This window comes from Halarcobacter sp. (assembly GCF_963675975.1).
Classification (GTDB): Bacteria; Campylobacterota; Campylobacteria; order Campylobacterales; family Arcobacteraceae; genus Halarcobacter.
Genome location: NZ_OY780939.1, coordinates 1,489,212 through 1,515,468 on the forward strand (window position 1 = coordinate 1,489,212; position 26,257 = coordinate 1,515,468).

Genomic DNA, 26,257 nt, shown 5'->3' on the forward strand with positions numbered 1-26,257 from the left:
ACACCTCATTGTTATCTATTGATTAACTTTTTGTTACTTTAGTATTAATTCTCATCCATTATAATTTTTACATGGATTAAGAAGGTATGCGAATCCTTCAGAAATTTAAAAAACTGCGAATTTTTTAAATTTTCCAATTTGTTTCCTTGTGTGTAAAAGGACTCCTTGAAAAAGGAGCCCTTTTTTTTTACCCAAATTAAAGTACTTTATTGCTACTATTCGCCAACAGAAAAACTTTCAAAGAGAATAATTCACTAATGCCATTATCAAATCTAAATGAAGACCAGCTAAGTGCTGCTACCTGTCCTACGGGATATAATCTTATTATTGCCAGTGCTGGAACTGGAAAAACCTCTACAATTGTAGGACGTATTGCAAATCTTATTAATAATGGTGTTAAACCTGAAGAGATATTATTATTAACTTTTACAAATAAAGCAGCAGCAGAGATGGTTCAAAGGGTTGCAAAATTCTTTGGGAAAGAGATAGCTCAAAAAATTATGGCTGGAACTTTTCATTCTGTTTCTTATAAACTATTAAAACAATTAAATATAAATATTACACTAAAACAACCAAATGAATTAAAAACTCTTTTTAAATCATTATATGAAAAAAGAGTTTTTTATGATAGAAGTGATGATGCAAACCCATATGATGGTGGATATTTGTATGATATGTACTCTTTATATCTAAACTCAAATGATGGTGAGAGTTTTGAAAAATGGATATTAAATAAAAACCCAGACCACGAACTTTATACAGCAATATATGAAGATGTTGTTTTAGAGTTTAATGAATTAAAAATAAAATATGGATATGCAAATTTTGATGACTTGTTGACAATTATGCTTAAGACTTTAAAAGAAAATGAATTTGCTTTTAAAGAGATACTTGTTGATGAATATCAAGATACAAATCCTTTACAAGGAAGATTGCTAGATGGATTTAAGCCTAAGTCACTTTTTTGTGTAGGAGATTATGACCAAAGTATTTATGCTTTTAATGGCTCAGATATAGGTATTATCTCAACATTTTCACAAAGATATAAAGATGCAGAGGTTTTTACACTTAGAAAAAACTATAGGTCTAGTAAACCTATTCTTGATTTAGCAACAAAAGTTATAGAACACAATGAAAGAATATATGAAAAACAGCTTCAAGTAATGCGTAATGATGTAAATATTGCACCTAAACTTTTAGCCTTTACTGAACTTTTTCAACAATATCATCATATCTCAGATTTAATCTCTAAGAGTGGAACTCCTCACAGTGATATAGCAATTATTTTTAGAAATAACTCAAGTGCAGATGGTATTGAAGCAAATTTAAGAGAGTATGGAATACCAGCAAAAAGAAAAGGTGGAATGTCTTTTTTTGATTCTGTTGAGGTTAAATTTGTAATTGATATGCTTGTAATGCAATTATCTCACAATGACATGATGGCTTTTATTCACGTATTAGAACATGGAAAAGGGATAGGAAAAGCAATTGCAAAAGATATTTTTGATGCTTTAATTAAACTTGGTGATGGAGATTTATTTAAAGGATTGTTTCATCCAAGAGAAGATATACATAATCCTTTTGAGACAAATAAAGTAAAGAATATTCAACTTGGACTATTTGATGATTTTTTAGAGTTAGGTTCAGTATCTAAATTTAAAGATTGTGGTTTTGAAGATAGTTTTTTAGGTAATCCTTTACTAAAGCATCCTAAATTATCCGTTGATGGTGCAAAATATATTTACGATTTTTATCTTTTAGTAAAACAGTTAAGAAGGGTAAAAAATCCTGAAACAATGGTTTCTAATATTGTTGGTTCAATGATGTATTCAAAAATAAAAGATTTTCTAGCCACAAAAAGAGCAACACAAAAAGATGGACAAATTAATCCAACTCAAAAAGCAAAAGGATTAGCAAAAATAAATAGAAAAGGGATGCTTCTTAGAAATTTATCTAGAAACTTCCAAGACCTATCAAAGTTTGTTAACTCTATGATTTTAGGTGGTGGAGAGATGAGTGAAGGTGAGGGCGTTAACTTACTTTCAGTTCACGCCAGTAAAGGTTTGGAGTTTAAAGAAGTTTTTGTAATAGACCTTATGGATGGAAGGTTTCCAAATAGAAAACTAATGAGCAAAGGTGGAAGTCTTGAAGAGGAAAGAAGACTTTTTTATGTTGCTGTTACAAGAGCAAAAGATATTTTATACCTAAGCTATGCAAAGTTTGATAAGATTAAAAAAATAGACTTTATTCACTCTCCCTTTCTAAAAGAAGCAGGACTAATCAGAAATGAAGAGGAAAACTAAATCCTCTTTAATTTTTTTAGAAAAATAACAATTTCATAAATTTTAAATATTAAAGATTTATTTTAAATCTAGTATACTTTTATCTACCAAAATAATAAATAAGCATATTTATTGTTTTAAAATTATAAAAAGGCTAAATATGAATGAAGGAATTGTATCAAGAGTAAGTAGATTAATCTCGGGAAGCGTTAATGCTTTGGTTGATAAAGCTGAATCTATTTCTCCTGAAATTGTTATGAAAGAAACAATCAGAGAAATAGATTCAACTATAGATGAGGTAAAAGTATCTTTGGGAAAAGAAACAATTGATTTAAAAAAATCAAAATCTCAACTTGATAATGAAAAGAATAAATATGATAACTTGAAAGAGCAGATTAAAGTTGCAATAAAAGAAAATAGGGATGATTTAGCAAAATCTGCAATATCTAGACAAATGGATATAGAAACTCAAATACCAATTCTTGAAGAAACTGTTTCTCAAATAGAGTTAAATATTAAAAAATATGAAGACTTTATTGATGCATTAAATGCTAAAAAAAGAGAGATGCAAAATGAATTAGCAGAATTTATTAAAATAAATAAAGAACAACAAGAAAGTTCAAGTATTAGTAACAATATGCAAAAAGCACAAGAAGCATTTGATAGAGTTAATAATATTGAAGTAGAATCTAAATATTTAGATAAAGATGATATAGAGTTAGCCCAATTAGACAAACTTGTTAGAGATAATAGAATTGAAGAAAGATTACAAAGTTTAAAAGCTGAACAAAAATGAGTTTTTCAGAGTTTATCTTTAATCATGATAATGTAATATTCTCAAGTGCAATTTTTTTGATGTTATTAATTGCAATATTTGAAGGTATATTAGTGATAATTGGAGCAGGCTTATCAGATATACTTGACTCTTTTATCCCTGATTTTGATACAGATATTAATTTAGAAACTGATACTAATTTTAATTTAACAAAGTTTTTTGGTTGGATAAGATTAAAAAAAGTCCCAGTTCTGATGCTATTAGTAATATTTTTAACTTCTTTTGGATTGATAGGTTTATTTATACAATTACTAGTTTACAACATAATTGGTATTTTATGGTTACAGTATTTAGTGCTTATACCTACTTTTATTTTATCAATTTTCTCTCTTAGAGTATTTGGTGGAATTATTGCAAAACTACTACCTAAAGATGAAACCTCTTCCATATCTAGAAATGATTTAATAGGTCATATTGCAATAATCACTTTAGGTAAAGCAAAAAAAGGATCACCAGCAGAAGCAAAAGTTAAAGATATATATGGTCAAGTACATTATTTTATGATTGAACCTGAAAATGAAAATGAAGTTTTTGAACAAGGAGATAAAGTATTAATCTCCGCTCAAAATAATAAAAATTTTTTAGCAATAAAAGATATTCCAGAAAAATTAAAATAAAGGCATAAAATGGATATAGGAATAAATTTATCGTCAATGGCAGTTTTAATACCAATTATAATTATAGTTGCATTAATAACATTAGGTTTGATTTTTACAAGATTATATAAAAGAGCAACAAAAGAGATATCTTTTGTACGAACTGGTCTTGGTGGTGAAAAAGTTATCATGAATGGTGGAGCGATAGTTTTACCTGTATTACATGAAGTAATACCAGTTAATATGAATACATTAAGATTAGCTGTAGAAAGAGCAAACGAACAAGCTTTGATTACAAAAGATAGAATGAGAGTAGATGTATTAGCTGAATTTTATGTACGAGTTAAACCAATAAATGAATCTATTGCTTTTGCAGCTCAAACATTAGGTTTAAGAACCACTCAACCCACCTCATTAAAAGAGCTAATTGAAGGGAAATTTGTTGATGCTTTAAGAGCTGTAGCAGCAGAGATGCATATGGTTGAACTTCATGAACAAAGAGTAGATTTCGTACAAAAAGTGCAACAAGTAGTATCTGAAGATTTACTTAAGAATGGATTAGAATTAGAATCAGTATCTTTAACAGGATTAGATCAAACTAGTAAAAAATATTTTAATCCAGATAATGCATTTGATGCTGAAGGTCTTACAAGATTAACACAAGAAATCGAGGCAAGAAGAAAAATTAGAAATGATATAGAAAGAGATACTTCTGTAGAGATAGAAAAGAAAGATTTGGATACTAAAAAACTTTCACTTGATATTAAAAGAGAAGAGGAATATGCTATTTTAGAACAACAAAGGGAAGTTGCAATAAGAAAAGCATCTCAAGTTGCAGAGATTGCAAAAGAAGAAGCTGAACAAAGAAAAGTTGCAGAAAACTCGAAAATCTTTGCAGATCAAGAGATTGAACAAAAAAGAATAGCTTCTGAAAAAGAGGTAGAACAAGCAAAAATCCAAAAAGAACAATTGATAGAAGAAAAAAATATTGAAAAGAGTAAATCAATTGAGTTATCAAATCAAGATAGAGAAATAGCAATTGCAGAGAAGTCAAAAACACAATCAATTGCTAAAGCACAGGCAGATGAAGCAAGAGCCGAAGCAGTAAAAGCAGAAGAGAAAGTAAAAACAGTAAGAGAAACAGAAATAGCAGAAAGAAAAAAATCTATTGAATTGGTTGAAGCTGCACAAGAAGCAGAAAGAGAAGCTATTACAATTAAAGTTGGTGCACAAGCTGAGAAACAAGCTGCAGAAGATCAAGCAGAAGCACAAAGAATATTAGCAAGTGGTTTAGCAGATAAAGCTATAATTACAGCAAAAAGTGATAATGAAGCACAAAAATTAAGAGCAGAAGCTCAAGCAGTTGAGTATAAAGTTGAAGCAGAAGGAAAAGAATCAATAAATAATGCCTCAAATATTTTATCTGCAGAACAAATAGCTATGCAAATAAAACTTAAACTTATAGAGCAGTTACCTGAGATAATTGCACAAAGTGTTAAGCCAATGGAACAAATTGATAGTATTAAAATTCTTCAAGTAGATGGTTTAACTCAAGCACAGAATTCTGATGGTCAAAAAGTTTCTGATTCCTCGACAGATTCTTTACCTGATCAACTTGTAAACAGTGCTTTAAAATATAGAGCTCAATCTCCGATTGTTGATTCTTTATTAAAAGAATTAAATTTAGATGGAGCAGATTTAAATAGTTTTACAAAAGATTTAAATAAATAAATCAATTATACATGTATAGAGAAACTCTATACGTGTATTTAAATTAGTATCATTCTTTTTCCCTATTATATTGTTTTAACGTGCTATTGAATATAAAATAAAATATGTCAAGTTAAATAAATTAACTTTACGCTATAATCGCGGATATTTTAAAACTAAGAAAATTAATAGGAATATAAATGAGTAATAAGTATGAACCATCACAAGTGGAAGATAAATATTATAAGATTTGGGAAGATAGAGGTTATTTTGAGATAGATGGAAATAAAGCTATCCAAGAGCAAGATAAAAATTTTGCTATTATGATGCCTCCTCCAAATGTTACAGGAAGTCTGCATATTGGGCACGCTTTAACATTTACTCTTCAAGATATAATCACTAGATTTAAAAGAATGGATGGGTATAAAACTTTATGGCAACCAGGAACTGACCATGCAGGTATTGCTACACAAAATATTGTTGAAAAACAATTATTAGCAGAAGGTACAACAAAAGAGGAATTAGGTAGAGAAAAATTCCTTGAAAGAGCATGGCAACAAAAAGAGCAATCTGGTGGAAATATTGTTCACCAAATGAGAAAATTAGGTGTTACTCCTGCGTGGTCAAGGGAAAGATTTACTATGGATGATGGACTAAAAGAAGCTGTAAAAGAGGCTTTTGTTCATCTTTACAATGAAGGTATGATTGTTCAAAATAATTATATGGTTAACTGGTGTACACATGATGGTGCACTTTCAGATATTGAAGTTGAGCATGAAGAGGTAAATGGTAAATTTTACCACATGAATTACCATTTTGCAGATGGTTCTGGATTTGTAACAGTTGCAACAACAAGACCTGAAACATATTTTGGGGATACAGCTATTATGGTTCACCCTGATGATGAAAGATATACTACAATTGTAGGTAAAGAGGTTGTTTTACCGCTTACTGATAGAAAAATCAAAATCATTACAGATGAACATGTTGATATGGACTTTGGAACAGGTGTTGTAAAAGTAACTCCTGCTCATGACCAAAATGACTACGAAGTTGGAAAAAGACACGATTTAGAGTTTATTACATGTTTTGATGAACAAGGTATTTTAAACGACTATTGTGGAGAGTTTGCAGGACTTGAAAGACTTGAAGCTAGAAAACCAATTGTTGATAAACTAAGAGAAGAGGGATTCATTGTAAAAATTGAAGACCATATTCATCAAGTTGGACATTGTTATAGATGTAAAAATGTTGTTGAACCTTATATCTCTAAACAATGGTTTGTAAGAAGCGAAGTTGCTAAAAACTCTATTGAAAAAACTTATGCAGGAGAATCTAAATTTCATCCACCACATTGGATAAACTCTTATAGAGCATGGATGGATGAATTAAGAGATTGGTGTATCTCTAGACAACTTTGGTGGGGACATAGAATTCCTGTATTTACTTGTGATGATTGTGGTCATCAGTGGGCAGATAAAGCTGATGAACCAGAAGCTTGTCCAAAATGTGCTTCTAAAAAATATACTCAAGACCCAGATGTTTTAGATACTTGGTTCTCTTCAGGTCTTTGGGCATTTTCACCACTTGGTTGGGGAAATAATGGAAATATGGAAGATACATTCAATGAAGAGGATTTAAAACAATTTTATCCAAACTCATTACTTATCACTGGATTTGACATTATGTTCTTCTGGGTAGCTAGAATGATGATGTTGGGTGAACACTTCATGGGTGAATTACCATTTAAAGATATCTATATGCATGCATTAGTAAGAGATGAACACGGTGCAAAGATGTCTAAATCAAAAGGTAATGTAATTGACCCTCTTGATATGGTAAATGAGCATAGTGCTGATATTATTAGATTTACGCTTGCATTCTTAGCAGTTCAAGGTAGAGATATCAAACTTGGGGCTAAAAATTTAGAGCAATTTAGAAACTTTACAAACAAACTTTACAATGCATCAAACTTCTTAAGTATGAATGTTGAAGTTTTCCCTGATTTAAAAGATATTGAGGTTAAAACTCCACTTGGTCTTTATATGCAAAGTAGACTTTCAACTGCTGTAAATGAAGTTAGAGAGACTTTAGAAACATATAAATTCAATGAAGCTGCATCTATTCTTTACAGATTTGTTTGGACTGAATTTTGTGATTGGGGTATTGAATATTCAAAAGCTTCAAAAGATTCTATTACTGAACTTGGGGCTGTATTTAAAGAAACATTAAAAATGATATCTCCATTTATGCCATTTATTTCTGATTTCTTATATCACAAATTAAGTGGTACATCTTTAGAAGAGGGTGATTCAGTTATGATTATGAACTTCCCTAAAGATATCAAAAAAGATGAAAATATTGAAAATATGTTTGCTATTATTGAAGAGGCAATTACAGCTATTAGAAGAGCAAAAGTTGTTATTGATATGGGTAATAGCAAAATTGCAAAAGCTTATGTAAAACTTGATTCTTCTATTGATACTGAAGTTGCAAAACCATTTATTGAAAAACTTGCAAAAGTAGAAAATATTGAGTTTGTAGATACTAAACAAGAAAACTCTATTACAGATGTAAGTGATAACTTAGAGGTTTATATCCCAACTGGTGAAATTGATATGACACCAATTATTAATAAACTTACTAAACAAAAAGAGAAATTAGAAAAAGAGATTTCAAAACTTTCTGGAATGTTATCAAATGAAAGATTTGTAGCAAATGCACCTGCAAATGTTATTGAAGAAAACAAAGCTGGATTAGCTTCAGCAGAAGAAAAACTTGCGAAAGTAGAAGCAGAACTTAAAACATTAAGTTAAAAAAAGCCCCTATCTTTTGGGGCTTTTTATTTGAATTCTTATTTTAGTTCAAATGGTGTTTCTTGATAAACAAAATAGTTTAACCAGTTTGCAAATAGTAAATGTGCAGTTGAACGCCACTTAACTTTTGGCTCTAGTTTTGGGTCATTGTTTTTGAAATAGTTTTTTGGAATCTCTATATCCATACCTTTTTCAACATCTCTAAAATACTCCTTTTGTAAAGAGTTAAAGTCATATTCAACATGCCCACTCATAAATACATGTCTTCTATCCTTTGATGCAACTAAACAAACTCCTGAGTCTTCAGAATATAATAAAAGTTCTAAATCAGAAATCTTATCAATATCCTCTTTTAAAACAGTAGTATATCTTGAGTGGGGAATATATGCTTCATCATCAAAACCTCTTAAAAGAGGGTTTGTTTTATTAAATAAATCGTGTTCAAATACACCAAATATCTTTTTATCTTTTTCATATTTTTGTATTCCATAATGATGATATAATCCAGCTTGTGAACCCCAACAAATATATAAAGTTGAGGTGATATTTGATTTTGAGTACTCCATAATCTCTTTTAACTCTTCCCAATATGAAACCTCTTCAAATGGCATAGTTTCAATTGGGGCACCTGTGATAATAAGTCCATCAAAATTATGGTTTTTTACTTCATCAAAGGTTTTATAAAAACTTTCAAGATGGTCTTCTGAAGTATTCTTTGACTGATATGTTGCAGTTTTTATTAGTGTAACTTCTGTTTGTAAAGGAGTATTTCCTAAAAGTCTTAGTAGTTGAGTTTCTGTTTCAACTTTGTTGGGCATCAAATTTAATATAAGTATTTTAAGTGGTCTAATATCCTGCTTCATAGCTTTTTTGTCATTCATAACAAAAATATTTTCATTTTGTAATATTTTAACAGCAGGTAATTTTTTGGGTATAACAATTGGCATTTTGTTCTCTTTTAAATTTTTTGAATTATATCATGTATCTATTAAAAAATTGTGGGAAGCAGATTTAAAAATAAAATTTATGTATCAATATGATAAAATGGAATATAAACTATAGATTAGTAAAAGGTAAGTGATGAGAAGTTGGATATATATTTTTAGTTTGATTCTAAGTATCTTTTTTACTGGTTGTGCTACAAATCAAAGTGAAGTAAAAAGTGTTTTTCAAACTAATGCCGCTTCCTTAATAACAAAAGACCAAGAAAGAATACAAAAATTACTTGTAAAATTTAAAACTAAACTTGATAAAAGAAATCCAAAAAACTTTAATACAAAAAATGAGAAAAAAATATATTCAGTATTAAATGACTTTAATAAAAAACTACTTTTGAAATATCAAGGAAAAATTATAAAAGATTATAAAGAGTATTTAGAGTTAGCTTTTTCAAAAACACCTTTATTAAATAGAAATGACTATCTTATTTTAGGTTTAAGATATATGGTTTCATATGCTTATGATACTGAAGATATTCATAATGTAACAGCTCTACAATATGATAAAGAAAAGCTATCAAAACTACATAAAAATTTACAGATATTAAGATGGAAGATAAAAGTAGATATGGATGAAAATAATAAATATCTATTTTTAACTTGGCAGAATAATTGGCAAATTGAATTAGAAACTAGATTAAATCTAAATAAAGATATTACTTATGAAGATATACAAAATCTTGATTCAATAAAATCAAATAAAGAATCATTATATTCACACTCTAATTTTTCTTTTGAAGTTATTTTAACTCAAATGATTGATGCAGTAGAAAATTCACTTATTGCACTAGGTGAAGAACCAATTGATTTAGGTGTTTCAGCAGTTAAATTTTTCATATTTTTATAATTTCGCAATATCTGGATTGTCTGATTTTTTTTCTTTGGTTATACTTTCAAAAATTTAATTTTTGGGAGTTTACAAAATGAGCTTTATAAACGAAAGAAGACTAGAAGAGGCAGATAAAGAGATATTTGATATAGTAGAAGCAGAACTACAAAGACAAACAGATCACCTAGAGATGATAGCAAGTGAGAACTTCACATCACCAGCTGTAATGGAAACAATGGGATCAGTATTTACAAATAAATACGCAGAAGGTTACCCATATAAAAGATACTACGGTGGATGTGAATTTGCAGATAAAGCAGAACAACTAGCAATAGATAGAGCATGCGAAATCTTTGGATGTAATTACGCAAATGTACAACCACACTCAGGATCACAAGCAAATGGTGCAGTATACGCAGCATTAATTAAAGCAGGTGATAAAATCCTTGGTATGGATCTTTCTCATGGTGGACATTTAACTCATGGTTCTAAACCATCATTTTCTGGTAAAAACTACCAAGCATTCTACTATGGTGTAGAATTAGATGGAAGAATAAACTATGATAAAGTTATGGAAATAGCTCAAATAGTACAACCAAAAATAATCGTTTGCGGAGCATCTGCTTATGCAAGAGAGATTGACTTTGCTAAATTTAGAGAAATAGCAGATGCAGTTGGTGCTTACCTTTTTGCAGATATCGCTCATATTGCTGGTCTAGTAGCTGCTGGTGAACACCCAAGCCCATTTCCTTACGCAGATGTAGTAACAACTACAACTCATAAGACTCTAAGAGGTCCAAGAGGTGGTATGATAATGTGTAATGATGAAGAGATATCTAAAAAAATAAACTCTGCAATTTTCCCAGGAACACAAGGTGGACCACTTGTACATGTAATGGCAGCAAAAGCAGTAGCATTTAAAGAGATATTAGATCCAGCTTGGAAAGATTACGCAAAACAAGTAAAAGCAAACGCAAAAGTACTTGGTGAAGTTATGATGTCAAGAGGATATGATATAGTATCTGATGGAACAGATAATCACTTAGTGTTAGTATCTTTTTTAAATAAAGAATTCTCAGGAAAAGATGCAGATGCAGCTTTAGGAAATGCAGGTATTACTGTAAATAAAAATACAGTACCAGGTGAAACAAGAAGCCCATTTGTTACTTCAGGGATTAGAATTGGTTCACCAGCATTAACTGCAAGAGGAATGAAAGAGGAAGAGTTTACGTTTATAGCAAATAAAATTTGTGATGTATTAGATGATATCAACAACACAGACTTACAAGCTAAGATTAAACAAGAACTTAAAGAGTTAGCTAGGGATTTTGTAATTTACAGCAAATCTACTTACTAATTACTAGCAAATATGTAAGCTAAAGTGGTATAATATATACTAACTTTAGCTTATAATTTGGAAGGTATATGAAAGATAGCTTATCTTTAGAAAATGAAAACTATAAAAAAATTGAAAAAGTAATAAGATATATCGACGAAAACTTTAAAGAGCAACCTACAATAGATGAAATCTCAGAATATATTGGAATGAGTAAATATCATCTTATAAGAGTATTCAAAGAGTATGTGGGAGTAACTCCAATACAATTTCTACAATCAGTTACACTAAACTACGCAAAAGAACATTTAAAAGAATCAAAATCAATATTAGACAGCTCATTAGATATTGGATTATCAAGTACAAGCAGACTTCATGATTTATTTGTAAATATTATTGGAGTAACACCAAAAGAGTATAAAGAACTAGGAAAAAATGTAGATATCACCTATGGATATGGTTCTACACCTTTTGGGGAAGCTTTAATTGGTTTTACAAAAAGAGGTGTAAGTTATTTAGGCTTTATAGATGACAATAAAGAAACAATATTTAAAAGATTTAAAGAGATTTGGGCAAAAGCAAATCTAATAAATGATGATGAAAAAGCAAAAGAGTATCTTGATAAAATTTTTGTAAAAAAAGAGAAGTTTGATCTTTATGTAAAAGGGACGAATTTTCAAATAAATATTTGGAAAGCTTTACTAAATATCCCAAGTGGAACAATAGCTAGTTACCAAGATATTGCAAATAGTATAAACAAACCTAAAGCAGCCAGAGCAGTTGCAAGTGCAATTGGCTCAAATCACATAGGATTTTTAATTCCTTGTCATAGAGTGTTGGCAAAATCTGGTGCTATGAGTGGTTATAGATGGGGAATAGAAAGAAAGAAAATCTTAGTTGCCTATGAAGCAATGAAGAGCAAAGACTCTTAAGGTTTATCCCCTTTGAGTCTGTGCGAAATAGAATATATTACTGGCAGATAGATAAGATTTAAAATAGTTCCCCACAAAAGACCAAATCCTAGACCAATAGCAATAGGTTGGAAAATAACAGCTTGACCTGTTGGGAAGAAAATTAGTGAACTCATACCAATCAAAGTTGTAACTGTTGTAAGAATAATTGGTCTAAATCTTTTTGTTGCCCTATAAAATACATCATGTAAAGTTTTTGCTTTTTTCAAATATGTCATCATAATAATTCCATCATTAATAACAACTCCGGCAAGTCCCAATGCTCCAATAATTGATGGCATAGATAGATTTAGTCCCATAAGCTTATGCCCTAATAAAACACCTAGAAGTGAAAATGGAATAACACTCATCAAAATAAAAGTTTCCCTAAACGAGTTAAATAAATATAACATAGAAAGCATAATTAATATAATAGTAAGTCCTGAAGCTAGTAGCATATCATTTCTAAGACTTTTTTGTTTTTCAGCTTCCCCTTTAAAGATTAGTTTTACACCATTTTCTTTTATTTTATCTAGAGTTGGTTGTATCTTTTCAATCACTTCATTTGCTGTTATTATTTCTGGATTTACATTTGCAAAGATATAGAAGTTTCTTTCGGCATCATCTTTTATAAGTTGTTCAAACCCTTTTATAATATTGAAATCCACTACTTGATTTAAAGCTACAAAAGTTCCATCACTAAGTGGTATTTCCATATTTTTAAAGTTTTCATAATCATCTTTATTTATACTTTCTATTTTTATATCAAGCATATCTGTATCATCAAAAGATACAGCTTTTTTCTTTGATAAATACATATTTGATAAAAATGAACCAATAGTAGCCTCATCTAAACCTAATTGTTCCCCATAAGCATTTACTTTTAATTTTACTTCATCCACACCAAATTTAAGTGAATTTGATAAAGATTTTATACCTTTCATTCCCTTAAGTTCATTTTGTAAAGTATTGATTGAGTTAATGATTTTTTCATTATCATTTGACACAAGACCAATTTTTATATCTGCTTTAATAGGTCCAACTTTCCTTTCTAAAACAACTATTTCATTTAGGTTGTATTTAGTTTTGTAGTCATTATCTTTTAAAAATTGACTAAGTTCACTAGATATTTGTGTTGATTTTTTGGTTCTTACTCTTCCCTCATCATCATAATACAAACTAAGATAAGGAGTAACATATTTATCTAAAAAGTTAACATCTTTTGTTTTTTGTAGTTCAACTGTCATATACATAACATAAGGATAGTTTTCAGTATTATTTCCTGTATCTCTTCTAAAACCAGCCACTGAGTCTATACTTCTAACAAAGAATTTGTCTTTATTTTTCATAATATCATTTTCTATTGCTTGAACAATTTTAAAGGCATCTTCTAGTTTAGTATTTTCATCTGCTTTTATTGAGATTTTTACATCTGATGCATCAAATTTTGGAAACATCTGAAATTTTGAAGATTTTATGGCTAAAACTGTACTTATTGGGACAACTATAACAAATATTAATAGAAAAGTTTTTTTCCAATTCATAAAAAAATGGATAATTGAATTATATACATTATTTGCTTTATCCCATGAAGTTACCTTAGCTCCACTTTTAAGAGTATGGGCTGCATGTATAGGTAAAAAAACAAAAGATTCAATTAGTGACGCAATAACTAATGCAGAAACTGCAATAGGAATAAGCTTCATAACTTCACCCATAGTCCCACTGATCATTAAAATAGGTAAAAAAGAGAAAAGAGTAGTAATAGATGCAACAGTTACAGGTTTAACCATCTCTTTTGCACCCATAATTGCAGCCTCTTTGGGTTCATACCCCTCTTCAATATGTTGTTGTATATTTTCACTAACAACAATTGCATCATCAACAACAATACCAATTGCTATTAAAACACCCACAAGTGAGATCATATTTATTGTATATCCTGAAAGATACATATAAAGTGCAGCTATTACAAAAGAAGTAGGGATTCCTATTGCAATAATAAATGACATTCTAAAATTTATTAGAAGCATTACAAGTATTGTGATTAGTATAACTCCAAGAATAATATTTGATACAACTATGTTTAATCTATCTAAAATTTTTTCACTATTGTCATCTGCTATACTTATTTTTACATCGGGGTTAGATTTATTTATTTGGGGTAAAAGTTTTTTGATATCTTGTACTATTTTTATTGCATCTGCTGTTTCACTTTGCTCTAAAGCTAAAGAGATTGCATTTTTACCATTAAATGAATAAAGTGTAGAAGAGTCTTCATATTTTTTAGAGATATAAGCTATATCCTTTAAATAAATATTACTATCTCCTATTTTTAATAAAATATTTGAAAATGATTCTGCTGTTTTTGCACCGTTGAAGGTTGAGATATAATAGTGCTTTTCACCTTCTATTTTACCAATTGGAAAAATATATGATAAAGTTGAAATAGCATCAAAAACAGTGCTCTTATTTAGATTCATTGCTTTGATTTTTTTATCATCTAAAAGAATTTCATAAAATTTATCTGAATCCCCATAAATAGTAATCTTTTTAACACCTTCTACACCTAATAATTGGCTTTCCAATCTATCAGCAAAAGGTTTTAATTCATCTGTTGAATATTTATCAGAAGTAAGGGTAATATCTATAAGAGACCTTGAACGTTCTATTACGTTTACTGTAGGTTCATCCATGTCGGAGGGAAGGTTTGTTTTTACTAAAGTTACAGCATCTTTTATTTTATCTGCTTCGTTATATTTGTTAAACCCTTTTTTTAATTCTAAAATAATTGAAAAACTTCCTGGGCTTATAACTGTAGTGATTATATCAATACTTTCAATATTTTTTATGTTATCTTCTATTTCTGATACAGCCATTCTATCTAAAATATCAACAGAAGCTCCACTATATGAACCTCTTATTGAAATCATATCAAGTTCAAAACTTGGGAAAATCTCTTTTGGAGTATTATTATAAGACCAAATTCCAACAGCAAAAACTAAAACAAAAAGAGTGTAATTCATCCTTGAGTTTTCAACAAAGAATCTTAAAAATCTTTCAAACATCAAATTCCTTTATATTTAGAACAAAATTATAATCAAGGATTATTAATAGTAGTTTAATGCCGAGATATTTTTTAATATATTAATTATATCTTTAACATACCTTAAAATCGCACTTTCTATAATCATTAAAAAATCTAATTGTAAAAATATTTCAATTATTATATTAAATTTTAGCACAAAAATGACACAGTTTTATAGTTTGTATTATAAATAGTATTAAGTCTAATATTGATAATATAGACACTTATTTATTGAAAAGGGTGTTTTTTGGAATTGTTTGAAAATTTAAATAAGAAAGAGAAAATAGATAAAATCATTGAAAATTTTAAAGGAAAAGAAAAATACAATTATTTTAAAGTTGGTTCTAATTCAAAACGAAAAATTAAAGTAAGAAGACTATTAAATAGTATAAAGAGTTTGAAAAGTTTTATTATTCTTGAACAAAAAAAAATAGAATCACAAAGTTGGGAATTTGTGGCTGCAGATGTAACTGTTCTTAGTAAAAACAATACTAAAAATGATAATTTATTTAATGAAAATGAATACAAGTATATAGGCTTTGATATATATGTAGATTTAATACAGGGAGTTGTTTTTAAATCAATATTTATACAGTTTTCATATCATTCTTTGTTTAGATTACTTGAAAGATGTGATATGACACAATTAAATTCTGCAGAAAAAATTAAATGGTATCTATCTTCAATGATAAAACAATTTGTATTGAGATGTTTTAATATGTTAGAAGAAAAAATAAAAATTTTATCTCATAATAAAACAGAAGAAAAAGTATTTTCTAGTCTAGAAGATTATATTATTATTGATGATTTATTTTTTCCTATAGTAATGGAAATAGGTAAAAATAGAATGGGAAAAATAGCTTTTAATTTCACTATAAAAACTCTAATGCCAAAAGAATATAATGGTTCTCAAAAGACAATAAATAGTAAAGCTCAAAATAAAACTAAGAAAAATATATTAGATTATTCTGAAGTTTTAAGGGACTTAATTGTTCAGAAATATTAGGTTACATAAAATGATTTTTATATAAGAATCTATATTGATGTATTTAAAAAGTTATATAAGATTATGTAGTTTTGAATATTATTAAAAATTTCTATAAATTATAATCAAGGGAAAATATGAATGAATCCTTTTCTAAAAATAAAAAAATGACTAAAAAACTAAATTTGTTAATAAATAAACTTCAATATCCCAAAGAATTCTATAGTTCACTTATAGAAATAAGAAATGATAATGAATTGATAACTCTTTGTAACCAACTTAAAGAAAAACTTGATATTGACTATTTTGAAATAGCGGTATCTGCAATAAATGAGGGACAGGACATCTTCTTATTAACTCATATATTAGAAAAAATTGCTCATTTATCTATATTAAATACATCTAGTATATTATCCTTGTATGAACTATTATATAATCAAATGCAAGGTGATTTAGCTGGAGGAAGTCAATATAATATAACAAAAATAATTTGCGATAATAATAAAGATTTTACAAAAAGCTTTTTAGACTTACTTTATTTAATTGATAAAGAATATATTACTTTTCATATCTCTACTACAATAATTTCATTACATAATACTCATAATATAAATCAATATAATAATGTAAAAAATTTCTTAACTAATACAGAGAATACAATAAAGACAAAAAGTGCAATTGATGCTATTGATAAAATAAATATAAATGAACAAGAATCAGAAGAAGTATATCTATTATTTGAAAATATACTAAAAATAAAAAGTCTTGATTTTAATTACCTTATAATATATGCAAGTAACAATTTAAAAAACAGTTATTCAACTTTTAAAAATATATTAGTAAGAAGCAGTAAATTTAAAAATGACAATACAAGATATCATATTTCACAAATACTAATGTTTAATAAAAATGAATATATTAACGAAGACTGGTATAAAGAATGTCTATATTCATTAAAAAGTACAAATTCAAAAGAATTAGGAACAATTCAAAATATAGCATTTACGTTGAATCATATTTTAGAGGAAACTAACTCAATTGAATTAATTCAACAATTCTTCATTTTATGGTTAGATAATAGTGATATTTCATCAAATTTTCCAGATGAAAAATTAGATTTCTTTATTAATGAAATAACTCAAAAATATCCTACTCTTTTAAATAAGTTTGTTACTAATATATTAAATAGTGAAAATATAAACCAGCATTTAATTTTACATCACTTTATTTCTTCTCAAGTTGAGTTAGATAAAGATATATTAGATACACTTTTACATGAAGACTTATTATTCATTTGTAGAAAAATATTAGGATACCTATATCAATTTGAAGAACAGAAATCATTAGTTTTATCAATTTTAAATAAGGAAGATACAAATAAAGATACAATTAATCTAATTAATGAAGTTTTTATTAATTATATAGGAGATGATTATCCTTATGAAACTTTAAAATATTTTAAAAGTATAACAAGTACTAAACTTGATAAAAATATGAGAAGTATTACTAGTACAGTTATTAAACATTTAGAAGCAATAAATGATTCAAGAAAGAAACTTAAAAAGTTAAAAGAATTACAACCTTCAACAATAGAGTCAAGAGAGATTCATAAAGCCAACAATGATTCAATGAAAAAAGCGATGGAAAAAGCTCAAGAAAAAAGTATATTCTCTCAATTAGCAACAAAAATATTAATTAAATATGGGAAAGGAAGCTTTTCTAATCATGATAATAACTATACTAAACCCACACAAATGCATAGGATATCAACATCAATGTCTATTCCAACATCGGAAAGAGCCCATCCAATACATAAATCTATAGAAAAATACCATTTCAGAATAGCTAAAAAGGAATCTAAATGAAGTTAATCATAAAAGAATATTTATCATTATTAAAAGAGTCTAAAGAACTTGATGAACTAATACCAGAACTTTTATTATCTATGAATCATAAAACAATAAGCAAAGCTCAAATAGGTACAAGACAATACGGTGTTGATGTAGCATCAATTGGAAAAGATACTGATGGAATAGAAAAAGTATTCCTTTTTACTATAAAAGAGGGAAACTTATCTAGGAATGGATGGGATGGAGGTTCAAATCAAGCAGTTAGACCTTCTTTAGATGAAATATTAGATGTATATATTCCAACACATCTAGAAAAAAAATACATATCTTTACCGAAAAAAATTGTTGTGGCAACAGGAGGGGACTTAAATCAAAATGTTCAACAAAACTGGAGTGGATATACTAAAAGGAATAGTAAAGAAAATGAGATTGAATTTACTTTTTGGGGTGGAGATGAACTTTCAATACTTATTGAAGAAAATTTATTTAATGAACATTTAATACCTAAAGAACTAAGAAATAAATTTAGGAAAACTCTTGCTTTGCTAAATGATACAGATTACGATTTAAGAGATTACTATTTATATCTTAATGAAATTATTAACAATACTGAACTTGAAAAACAATCAGAAAAAAATCAACTAAAAACTCTTAGATTAATATATTTGTCACTAAATATTATTTATAGATGGTCTGAGTCAGAAGATAATTTAAAACATGCATTACTTGCATCTGAAAGAACTATATTAAATGTATGGGAATTTCTTTCAAAAAATGGACTTACAGAAAACAAAAAATTAACTGAAATTATTGGTAAAATTTATTACAAAAATCTTGAAATTATTTCAAAATATTGTGAGAAACTACAACCTTTAATCAAAGTGAAAAATGGAATGTCTTTTTATGGTAATAATTTCATACAAGAGAGTTTAATCTTATTTGAACAACTTGGAATACTAGCCCTATTAGGAAATCTATTTCAATTTACAGCTATAATAAATAACAATGGAGAATATACAAAGTATTCTGCTTTTATAGCCCTATTATTAAAGGAGTTTATTGAAAATCATAAAGGACTGTTAAATCCTGTATATGATGAACATATAATTGATATATCAATGGCATTATTTCTATTACATGAATGGAATGAGATAGAATTTGTAGACAAGTGGATTGATGAACTAATTACACATATAGATTTTGCATTTAATATCAATGGAAAATACTTTCCAATTGATACTGACAACTTTGATGATTTAGTAGATATTAACTTAAGAGGTGGGTTTGATAAAAATGATTATATAAAAACATCAACACTTATTCCTATTTTAGCTCAATGGTGTGTAAAATTAGGTTTAATAGAAAATTATAAAAGTATTAAACATATTTCAGAAAATATGTTTAAAGAAGCTACATTACAAATCTGGTATCCAGATGAAAATGTTGAAAAATTTATGTTTTCCCAAAATGCTGGTTTTGAATGTGGCTATGCTGAAGCACCTATAAAAATTCCAGAAAAAATAAAAGAATACTCTAATTTAATGGAACAAGTGAAAGATAGTGAAAGTTACATAAATATTCAAGACTTACTATGTGTAAAACATAGTATGACTCCTTTAATTTTAATTTCATGTAGACATTTTAGGATGCCTATGTTTCCTCAGTTTTGGAATATTAAATTTAACATATAAATAATTATAGAAATTTATTTGATAAATATTGAAAATAAAATTATTCATATACTCTCTGATAATAAAATAAACTTGAACTTTATATCTTTATAAAAAAGATATAAAAAATAGATTAAATCCTATTAATAACAGTTTAACATTAAACAATTAATTAGTTTTAAATTTTTAATACTTGCTTTGATTTTTGGTGTTAAAATAATCAATAAAAGGAGATATTATGAAAACTGAAGAATTAATAATCTCTGAATTAGTTTATTCCTTACAGAAGAGATTGACTAAAGATATAATAGAAGATTTACAAAAACGTGAAGTAATGTTTTTTTCTGATAAAAAAAATGAGTGTATTGCTAATTTTTGGGAAGAGGTATGTATATCTATTCAAGATAAAACTGTAGATAAAGATTTAAGAGAGAAAATAAAATCTTCTTTATCTGAATTTTTAGAAAAAAGTTTTGAATCTTTATTATTATATGAAAAAATAGCATTTTGGATAAAAAGTGAAAATGGAACATTGTGGTTATATGAAAACAAAAATAAAAGTATAACTTTAGATTTGATTCCCTACGATTTTACTGATTGTAAAGATATTTTATTTAATACAATTATGGATGAAGCAAATAGTTTTGTAAATGACAATATATATGATTACATAAATCTATTCTCAAACACTTTTGATGAAGAGAGTGATGAGGATGACAAGTTAGTAGTTTATGAATAAAGAGATTTAAAATCTCTTTATTTACTTATAGCGAAAAGATTAATACTTTTAACAGTTTCTAAATCTTTTTCCTCTTTTACAGATTCTGCACAAACTTTTATATTTAATAGGTTTCCTAACTCATTTATAGATTCAACAAACTCTTTTTTAGATCGATCTTTATGCATATTAGTTGTATAGTCTCTAGCAAGTCTTATATAATCAAGATTAAACTCTTTTAAGTTTTCAGTTGGTACAAATTTACTTTCAAATCTTTTGATAATAACTTTTGAACCACAGTTATGAATAAACTCACAAAAATCTTTAAATAGAGTCATATCTTTTGCAACCCCATAAGCAGATAATGAGAAGACTAATTGAGAAGCGATATCTCTATTTTTGAAAATCTCTTTTTCAAGCCACATAATAAAGTTGTTATTAGAAATAGAATCTAAAGATAGATTAATACAAATATCATGTTTAATATTGTTTATTTGTATAAAACTGATAATTTTTGAGATTACAGCTTTATCAAAATCGACGATTTTTTCATATTTTTCAGCTATCGAAACAAATGAACCAATAGGGATAGGATTATTCTCTTTATCTTTTGCATTTGTAAAGGCTTCTTGCATAATAATATTTTCATCAAGATTATCTAAAGTATATGTATCATTGATAAAATCAACTTCAAAGTGGCTATTATCAATTATTTCTGTAATCAATTCTCTCCAAGCATTCATATCCCTTGAAAGGTCATTAGTATCTCTAATAAATATCTCATTTGGACCAATTAGTTTTGCTTTTTCATAGGCTTCATTGGCAGCTTGTCTCATTTCAGCTAAAGTTCCTAATTCATTAAATGGAGTTCCACCAACATGTGCAATTTCATCAATATTCAATTCTATTGATAAATCATTAAATCTTTTTTTCAATTTATTTGCAATCTCTTTTGTACCATCATAATCACAATCTTTTATAACTAATAAAAACTCTGAACCAAATATTCTATAGGCTTTTGAATTTTCAGACAAATCTTTTAAGACATTTGCAAATTTGATAATATAATTGTCAACCTCTTCATTTGTATGTGTTTTTACATATTTTGAAAGGTTATCAATTTTTATATCAAAGATATATCCAGTTTCTTTTTTTATAAACATCTGTTTTATATCTGTTTCTAAAGGTTGTTTTGAATTTAATCCTGTTAGTTCATCTTCTGATAATTTTTTTGATAGATTGCTAAGATTATTTGTAAGTTTATTTATCATTGCTTCTATTTTTCTTGACATATCATTCATTGCTATTGATACATTTTTAATCTCTATTGTCCAAGGTAAAGGCTCAATTACATCAAAATTCCCTTTTGCAATATTTTTTGCAAGTTTTTCGATTTTTTTAAGAGGTCTTAAAATAAATTGTACAAAAACTAATAAAAGAAGCATAGAGATTATAAATGCTATAAATGCGTAAATAATTGAATTTCTTGCTTGCTCAAAAAGTTTAGCATAGGCTTCTCCCGGATTAGGGCTTACATAAATAACAGCTGCTGTGTTCCAACCATTTGAGATCTCACTATATTTTTCTTCAAGATTGATAGGGATAAGTTTTATAAACCATTGGGGAACATAGTCAAATTTAATATCTCTACTCTCTTTAAATAAAACTTTATTTAGTGTAATATTTGCAAATGTATCAATTCTTTGCCCATCTTTTGAAGCTGTAAAATTAAATGTGATATTTCCACCTTTTTTATAAATCTCACTAGGTACATATCTATATTTAACACTATCTGACATACCACTTAAATCAATCTCATCTTGCTCATTTTCAAGTTTTAATAGCTGTTCACTTATTGATTGGTCAGATTCAATTTTTTCTATATATCCAAATTTCGAATCTACAGAGACTTTATTTATTTTCCAATTTGAATCACTTAAATCAGTTGAAGCTTCAATAAGTTTTTTATCTGTAATAATAAAATCTGCATCTTCTAGTCTAACCTCTTTATAAAAGCCACTATTTGATATGGCTCTAATTATAGATTGGATTTCTGGGTCTTCTTTATCATTTATTAAAGGTCTTAGACTCATTCCTATTGAAGTGGCAGTATCTTGTGCTTTCGTTGAAGCTTCTATTTCTAGATAGTCTTTCATATTGTTTACGCTAATAAAAAAATTACCACTAAATATTATAAAAAATATAAAAGCAATAATCATATACAGTTGTTTTGATAAAGACATATTTTTAATCCCCTTTTAAATTCTATTCATCATAGATTTCCAGTTTTTTAAGTTGTTTGAACCAACTCTAACTGAAGTTTTTCCTTTATTTTTTGCTTGCCATAAGCCACTTGCATTAAAACTATAAACTGGTCTTAAATCTGTTCTTTTACTTGCTAGTTTTAATCTCTTATTTACATTATCTAATACAATAGGTGTTGCACCTGGTTTATGATAATAAGTTAATACCATATGAGCTTCCTCAAATTTAGTACCTCTTCTCATAAGTTTTACATATGTTATTCTAAGCTTATCATCAGGAACTCCCAGTTCTCTTAAACTAAAATATTTTGCAATTGCATAATCTTCACAATCTCCTGCTCCAACACTTAAAAATTCAAATGGTGCAGCCCAATAGTCATTTTGTTTCCAAACAACAGAATCTCTTTTATATGTAACTCTATTCCAGAAGTCATTTATTTGTTTTAGTTTATGTAAAATATCTTGATTTTTAGAAGTTTGCATTGTTTTATCCCAAAGCTCAACTCTTTTTCTGGCTTTTTTACCATATTTACTTTCAATTTGCTGAAGTTTTTGCTCTGTAATATTAAAGGATTTATTTGCAATTGTTATTGTAAGGGTTAATGAAACAATGAAAAAAGATATAACAAATATTTTTTTCATTACTTTTCCCCTTTTTTAGTATAAATTATAGTCTATTAAAGTTTAAGTGTATTTAAAATAATCTCTTTGTCAACTTTTTGCTTGTTATATTTTATTTTTACACTTTGATTTATATCATTAATATATGAAGTGCTTATTTTTAAAAAATTTTTGTTAGTTTTTTGAATCTCTTCTTTAGTTTTTAATGTTAGATTTTTATTTATATTATCTAAGACAACAAGTTTTGAATCACTTTTATGAAAATATGTTAATACAGCATGAGTTTCTTCTGATAAGTTTTTCATATAAAGTATTTTTAATTTTTTATTTGAAACACCTAAGTTTAAAAGAGTAATATACTTTGCAATTGCATAATCTTCTGAATCTCCAGCTCCAACCGCTAGAAACTCAAAAGGTGATGCCCAATAATCTTTTCTTTGCCACACTTTTGAATCTTGACGATATTGAATTTTATTCCAAAAATCGTTTATATCTTTTAGTTTATGAAAAATATTTTTTGAGCTAACATTTTTCATTGTATCATTCCACATTTGAACTCTTTTTTTTGCTTTTTTACCATATTTTAAACCAATTTTTTCAATTGTGGTATTTGAAATATTGAAATTATTATCTGCAAATAGTGAAAAAGAGAATGAAACTAAAATTAGACTTATTAAAATAAATCTTTTTTTAGTTCCATTTATATTAAAATAGATTGAATTCATCAAGGTCTTAAAGTATTAAGAATCATACTTTCTTCGATTAGGTCACTATCATATTTTATTACAATAGTTTGTTCAGTATCATTTATATACCATTCATCAATCTCTGAAATTTTATCAAGGTTTTTACTATTGTTTTGAGCTTGACTAGTTAAAGGTACATAAAGAGTTTTTTTCTTAGATGGATTAGGCATAGTTAAAATCAAAATAATCCAAATAAGACAAACTACAGCTATAACCATAACTAAAGAAGATAAAGATACTTTTTCAAAGAAAATACCACCTAAAACACCCCCAATAAAAGTACCTAAATAACCATGGGCATTAAAGATACCTAATACTAATCCTCTTTGATGAACTTTTGCAAATTTTGAAGCAAGTGATTGCATAATTGGTTCATGCATATTAAAACCAATAAAAAATATAACTACCCCAATTACAAAGATTAAAGAAGTTGAACTTAAACCAATTAGTAAATAAGATACTGCAAAAAATACAATACCTATTGCTAATATCTCTTTGAATTTACCTTTTTTCTCAGCAATAATTGCAGCTGGTGCCATTGCTAATACCCCAAAAATCATCGCAGGAAGGTAAACTTTCCATAAATCTGACATCTCCCATTGGAAGTTGTTTATTAATACCATTGGAATAATCATAAATGCAAAAGTCATTAAACCTTTTTGTAAAAAGTTTGTTATGTTCATCTTGATTAAGTTTTTGTTTGTTAAAACTTGTATTAATTGTTTGTCAGTTGGATTTGAATGGGTTATTTGTGGTGGATTTGGAACAAATTTAATTAAAATAAAAATTGAACCAAAAGCTATAACAGCCGTTAGATAAAATAATGATTCAACACCAGCAAAAGAACTAATTGTTGGCCCTAAAATCATTGAAGCAGCAAAACTCATACCAATAGCCATCCCCATAGTTGCCATTGCTTTTGGTCTTTGTTCCTCTTTAACTAAGTCACTAATTGTTGCAGTTACTACTGCACCTATTGCCCCTGCACCTTGTAAAAATCTTCCTAACATCAGAAGTAAGATATCATCAGCAATTGCACAGAATATTGAACCAATACCAAAAAGAATAAGTCCTGTAATAATTGTACCTTTTCTCCCTAGTTTATCACTCATAATTCCAAAAGGAACTTGAAATATCATTTGCGTTAAAGCATATCCTCCAACAACAACACCAACAAGAGTAGTTGTTGCTCCATATAGATTAATTGCATATACTGATAAAACAGGAAGAACTATAAAAAGTCCGAAAAATCTTAGTGCTATAATAGAACTAAGTGGTAAAATAGATTTAATCATATATAATCCCATAAGTTAAAATAAAGAAAAAATTATATAGCAATAAACTTGATAATAGTGTTAAAAGGAAAATTATGAAAATAGTTTTAGCTACAGGTAATAAAGGAAAAATTGAAGAGTTTAAAAAACTTCTTCCAAATGAAGAAATAATTCCTTTCAAAAATTTAATAGGTGAGTATGAAGTTATTGAGGATGGAGATACTTTTAAAGCAAATGCTGTAAAAAAAGCAAAAGAGATATATGAAAGGATCGCTGATGAGAACATTATAGTTATATCAGACGATAGTGGAATTTCAGTTCCTATACTAAATAACGAGCCAGGAATATATTCTGCAAGATATGCAGGTGAAAATGCAGATGATAAAAAAAATAATGCGAAATTAATCTCAAAATTAAAAGAGAAAAATATTGAAAAAACAAAAGCTTTTTATACTGCTTGTATAGCAATAGTTTTTAAAAATGAAGTTTATACAGTACATGGTTGGATGCATGGTGAAGTAGTAGCAAAAGAGATTGGTGATAATGGATTTGGTTATGACCCAATGTTTATTCCTAATGGTTTTGATAAAACATTAGGTGAACTGCCCCATGAAATAAAAAAAGAGTTTTCACATAGAAGTAGGGCTTTATCTTTAGCAAAAAAAGTTTTAGATGTAATATTATAAAAG

19 protein-coding genes are annotated in these 26,257 nt (G+C 27.6%); 13 read left to right on the top strand and 6 right to left on the bottom strand.

Translation table 11 applies throughout. The features are described 5' to 3' along the window. Nucleotides 1-257: 257 nt before the first annotated feature. From ACKU3H_RS07340 to ACKU3H_RS07360, 5 genes are all read left to right on the top strand, one after another. Nucleotides 258-2,303: an ATP-dependent helicase gene (locus ACKU3H_RS07340; RefSeq protein WP_320036325.1), complete on the top strand. Its 2,046-nt coding sequence runs from the start codon at nucleotides 258-260 to the stop codon at nucleotides 2,301-2,303. Nucleotides 2,304-2,442: 139 nt separating this feature from the next. Next, a complete protein-coding gene (locus tag ACKU3H_RS07345; protein WP_320036326.1) occupies nucleotides 2,443-3,078 on the top strand; it encodes a PspA/IM30 family protein in 636 nt (211 codons plus the stop codon). Next, nucleotides 3,075-3,734 carry a YqiJ family protein gene (locus ACKU3H_RS07350; RefSeq protein ID WP_320036327.1) on the top strand — a complete coding sequence of 220 codons (660 nt, stop codon included), beginning with the start codon at nucleotides 3,075-3,077 and terminating at the stop codon, nucleotides 3,732-3,734. Before ACKU3H_RS07345 ends, ACKU3H_RS07350 begins: the two co-directional genes overlap by 4 nt. 9 nt (nucleotides 3,735-3,743) lie before the next feature. After that, nucleotides 3,744-5,444, top strand: coding sequence for a flotillin domain-containing protein (locus ACKU3H_RS07355; protein ID WP_320036328.1), 1,701 nt, complete (start codon nucleotides 3,744-3,746; stop codon nucleotides 5,442-5,444). Nucleotides 5,445-5,623: 179 nt separating this feature from the next. Continuing rightward, on the top strand, nucleotides 5,624-8,239 hold the full coding sequence (locus ACKU3H_RS07360) for a valine--tRNA ligase (RefSeq protein ID WP_320036329.1): 2,616 nt from the start codon (nucleotides 5,624-5,626) through the stop codon (nucleotides 8,237-8,239). A gap of 38 nt (nucleotides 8,240-8,277) precedes the next feature. Here ACKU3H_RS07360 and metA read toward each other — a convergent pair whose 3' ends face one another. After that, entirely contained in the window at nucleotides 8,278-9,186 is a 909-nt protein-coding gene (gene metA, locus ACKU3H_RS07365) for a homoserine O-succinyltransferase (protein ID WP_320036330.1), read from the bottom strand. Nucleotides 9,187-9,319: 133 nt separating this feature from the next. On the opposite strand from metA, the gene ACKU3H_RS07370 reads away from it, so the two are divergent. The 3 genes from ACKU3H_RS07370 (at nucleotide 9,320) to ACKU3H_RS07380 (ending at nucleotide 12,334) form a co-directional block, all read left to right on the top strand. Beyond that, nucleotides 9,320-10,084: a hypothetical protein gene (locus tag ACKU3H_RS07370; RefSeq protein WP_320036331.1), complete on the top strand. Its 765-nt coding sequence runs from the start codon at nucleotides 9,320-9,322 to the stop codon at nucleotides 10,082-10,084. A 76-nt stretch (nucleotides 10,085-10,160) separates the two neighbouring features. Continuing rightward, nucleotides 10,161-11,423, top strand: coding sequence for a serine hydroxymethyltransferase (locus ACKU3H_RS07375; protein WP_320033345.1), 1,263 nt, complete (start codon nucleotides 10,161-10,163; stop codon nucleotides 11,421-11,423). Nucleotides 11,424-11,491: 68 nt separating this feature from the next. Beyond that, nucleotides 11,492-12,334 carry a methylated-DNA--[protein]-cysteine S-methyltransferase gene (locus tag ACKU3H_RS07380; RefSeq protein ID WP_320036332.1) on the top strand — a complete coding sequence of 281 codons (843 nt, stop codon included), beginning with the start codon at nucleotides 11,492-11,494 and terminating at the stop codon, nucleotides 12,332-12,334. Here ACKU3H_RS07380 and ACKU3H_RS07385 read toward each other — a convergent pair. Beyond that, nucleotides 12,331-15,420 carry an efflux RND transporter permease subunit gene (locus ACKU3H_RS07385; protein WP_320036333.1) on the bottom strand — a complete coding sequence of 1,030 codons (3,090 nt, stop codon included), beginning with the start codon at nucleotides 15,418-15,420 and terminating at the stop codon, nucleotides 12,331-12,333. The genes ACKU3H_RS07380 and ACKU3H_RS07385 overlap by 4 nt on opposite strands. Nucleotides 15,421-15,687: 267 nt before the next feature. Here ACKU3H_RS07385 and ACKU3H_RS07390 point away from each other — a divergent pair, with 267 nt between their 5' ends. From ACKU3H_RS07390 to ACKU3H_RS07405, 4 genes are all read left to right on the top strand, one after another. After that, nucleotides 15,688-16,446, top strand: a complete 759-nt coding sequence (locus tag ACKU3H_RS07390) for a hypothetical protein (protein ID WP_320036334.1) — start codon at nucleotides 15,688-15,690, stop codon at nucleotides 16,444-16,446. A 116-nt stretch (nucleotides 16,447-16,562) separates the two neighbouring features. After that, nucleotides 16,563-18,290 (top strand): hypothetical protein, encoded by a 1,728-nt coding sequence (locus ACKU3H_RS07395; protein ID WP_320036335.1) that lies wholly within the window; start codon nucleotides 16,563-16,565, stop codon nucleotides 18,288-18,290. Then, nucleotides 18,287-19,966 (top strand): hypothetical protein, encoded by a 1,680-nt coding sequence (locus tag ACKU3H_RS07400; RefSeq protein WP_320036336.1) that lies wholly within the window; start codon nucleotides 18,287-18,289, stop codon nucleotides 19,964-19,966. The genes ACKU3H_RS07395 and ACKU3H_RS07400 overlap by 4 nt, the downstream gene beginning before the upstream one ends. A gap of 217 nt (nucleotides 19,967-20,183) precedes the next feature. Then, on the top strand, nucleotides 20,184-20,684 hold the full coding sequence (locus ACKU3H_RS07405; protein ID WP_320036337.1) for a hypothetical protein: 501 nt from the start codon (nucleotides 20,184-20,186) through the stop codon (nucleotides 20,682-20,684). A 17-nt stretch (nucleotides 20,685-20,701) separates the two neighbouring features. Here ACKU3H_RS07405 and ACKU3H_RS07410 read toward each other — a convergent pair whose 3' ends face one another. From ACKU3H_RS07410 to ACKU3H_RS07425, 4 genes are read right to left on the bottom strand one after another with little or no spacing between them, the layout of a single operon-like run. Further along, entirely contained in the window at nucleotides 20,702-22,906 is a 2,205-nt protein-coding gene (locus ACKU3H_RS07410; RefSeq protein ID WP_320036338.1) for an EAL domain-containing protein, read from the bottom strand. A 15-nt stretch (nucleotides 22,907-22,921) separates the two neighbouring features. After that, nucleotides 22,922-23,569 (bottom strand): transglutaminase-like cysteine peptidase, encoded by a 648-nt coding sequence (locus ACKU3H_RS07415; RefSeq protein WP_320036339.1) that lies wholly within the window; start codon nucleotides 23,567-23,569, stop codon nucleotides 22,922-22,924. A gap of 35 nt (nucleotides 23,570-23,604) precedes the next feature. Continuing rightward, a complete protein-coding gene (locus tag ACKU3H_RS07420) occupies nucleotides 23,605-24,273 on the bottom strand; it encodes a transglutaminase-like cysteine peptidase (protein WP_320036340.1) in 669 nt (222 codons plus the stop codon). Beyond that, nucleotides 24,273-25,589 (bottom strand): MFS transporter, encoded by a 1,317-nt coding sequence (locus tag ACKU3H_RS07425; RefSeq protein ID WP_320036341.1) that lies wholly within the window; start codon nucleotides 25,587-25,589, stop codon nucleotides 24,273-24,275. The genes ACKU3H_RS07420 and ACKU3H_RS07425 overlap by 1 nt, the downstream gene beginning before the upstream one ends. A gap of 74 nt (nucleotides 25,590-25,663) precedes the next feature. Here ACKU3H_RS07425 and rdgB point away from each other — a divergent pair, with 74 nt between their 5' ends. Next, nucleotides 25,664-26,254 carry an RdgB/HAM1 family non-canonical purine NTP pyrophosphatase gene (gene rdgB / locus ACKU3H_RS07430; RefSeq protein WP_320036342.1) on the top strand — a complete coding sequence of 197 codons (591 nt, stop codon included), beginning with the start codon at nucleotides 25,664-25,666 and terminating at the stop codon, nucleotides 26,252-26,254. The last annotated feature ends 3 nt before the right edge of the window (nucleotides 26,255-26,257 follow it).

Bases quoted from the DNA above. Each gene is read 5' to 3' on its own strand.
- ACKU3H_RS07340 (WP_320036325.1), top strand. From the start codon at position 258: ATGCCATTATCAAATCTAAATGAAGACCAGCTAAGTGCTGCTACCTGT.
- ACKU3H_RS07345 (WP_320036326.1), top strand. From the start codon at position 2,443: ATGAATGAAGGAATTGTATCAAGAGTAAGTAGATTAATCTCGGGAAGC.
- ACKU3H_RS07350 (WP_320036327.1), top strand. From the start codon at position 3,075: ATGAGTTTTTCAGAGTTTATCTTTAATCATGATAATGTAATATTCTCA.
- ACKU3H_RS07355 (WP_320036328.1), top strand. From the start codon at position 3,744: ATGGATATAGGAATAAATTTATCGTCAATGGCAGTTTTAATACCAATT.
- ACKU3H_RS07360 (WP_320036329.1), top strand. From the start codon at position 5,624: ATGAGTAATAAGTATGAACCATCACAAGTGGAAGATAAATATTATAAG.
- metA (WP_320036330.1), bottom strand. From the start codon at position 9,186: ATGCCAATTGTTATACCCAAAAAATTACCTGCTGTTAAAATATTACAA.
- ACKU3H_RS07370 (WP_320036331.1), top strand. From the start codon at position 9,320: ATGAGAAGTTGGATATATATTTTTAGTTTGATTCTAAGTATCTTTTTT.
- ACKU3H_RS07375 (WP_320033345.1), top strand. From the start codon at position 10,161: ATGAGCTTTATAAACGAAAGAAGACTAGAAGAGGCAGATAAAGAGATA.
- ACKU3H_RS07380 (WP_320036332.1), top strand. From the start codon at position 11,492: ATGAAAGATAGCTTATCTTTAGAAAATGAAAACTATAAAAAAATTGAA.
- ACKU3H_RS07385 (WP_320036333.1), bottom strand. From the start codon at position 15,420: ATGTTTGAAAGATTTTTAAGATTCTTTGTTGAAAACTCAAGGATGAAT.
- ACKU3H_RS07395 (WP_320036335.1), top strand. From the start codon at position 16,563: ATGAATGAATCCTTTTCTAAAAATAAAAAAATGACTAAAAAACTAAAT.
- ACKU3H_RS07400 (WP_320036336.1), top strand. From the start codon at position 18,287: ATGAAGTTAATCATAAAAGAATATTTATCATTATTAAAAGAGTCTAAA.
- ACKU3H_RS07405 (WP_320036337.1), top strand. From the start codon at position 20,184: ATGAAAACTGAAGAATTAATAATCTCTGAATTAGTTTATTCCTTACAG.
- ACKU3H_RS07410 (WP_320036338.1), bottom strand. From the start codon at position 22,906: ATGTCTTTATCAAAACAACTGTATATGATTATTGCTTTTATATTTTTT.
- ACKU3H_RS07415 (WP_320036339.1), bottom strand. From the start codon at position 23,569: ATGAAAAAAATATTTGTTATATCTTTTTTCATTGTTTCATTAACCCTT.
- ACKU3H_RS07420 (WP_320036340.1), bottom strand. From the start codon at position 24,273: ATGAATTCAATCTATTTTAATATAAATGGAACTAAAAAAAGATTTATT.
- ACKU3H_RS07425 (WP_320036341.1), bottom strand. From the start codon at position 25,589: ATGATTAAATCTATTTTACCACTTAGTTCTATTATAGCACTAAGATTT.
- rdgB (WP_320036342.1), top strand. From the start codon at position 25,664: ATGAAAATAGTTTTAGCTACAGGTAATAAAGGAAAAATTGAAGAGTTT.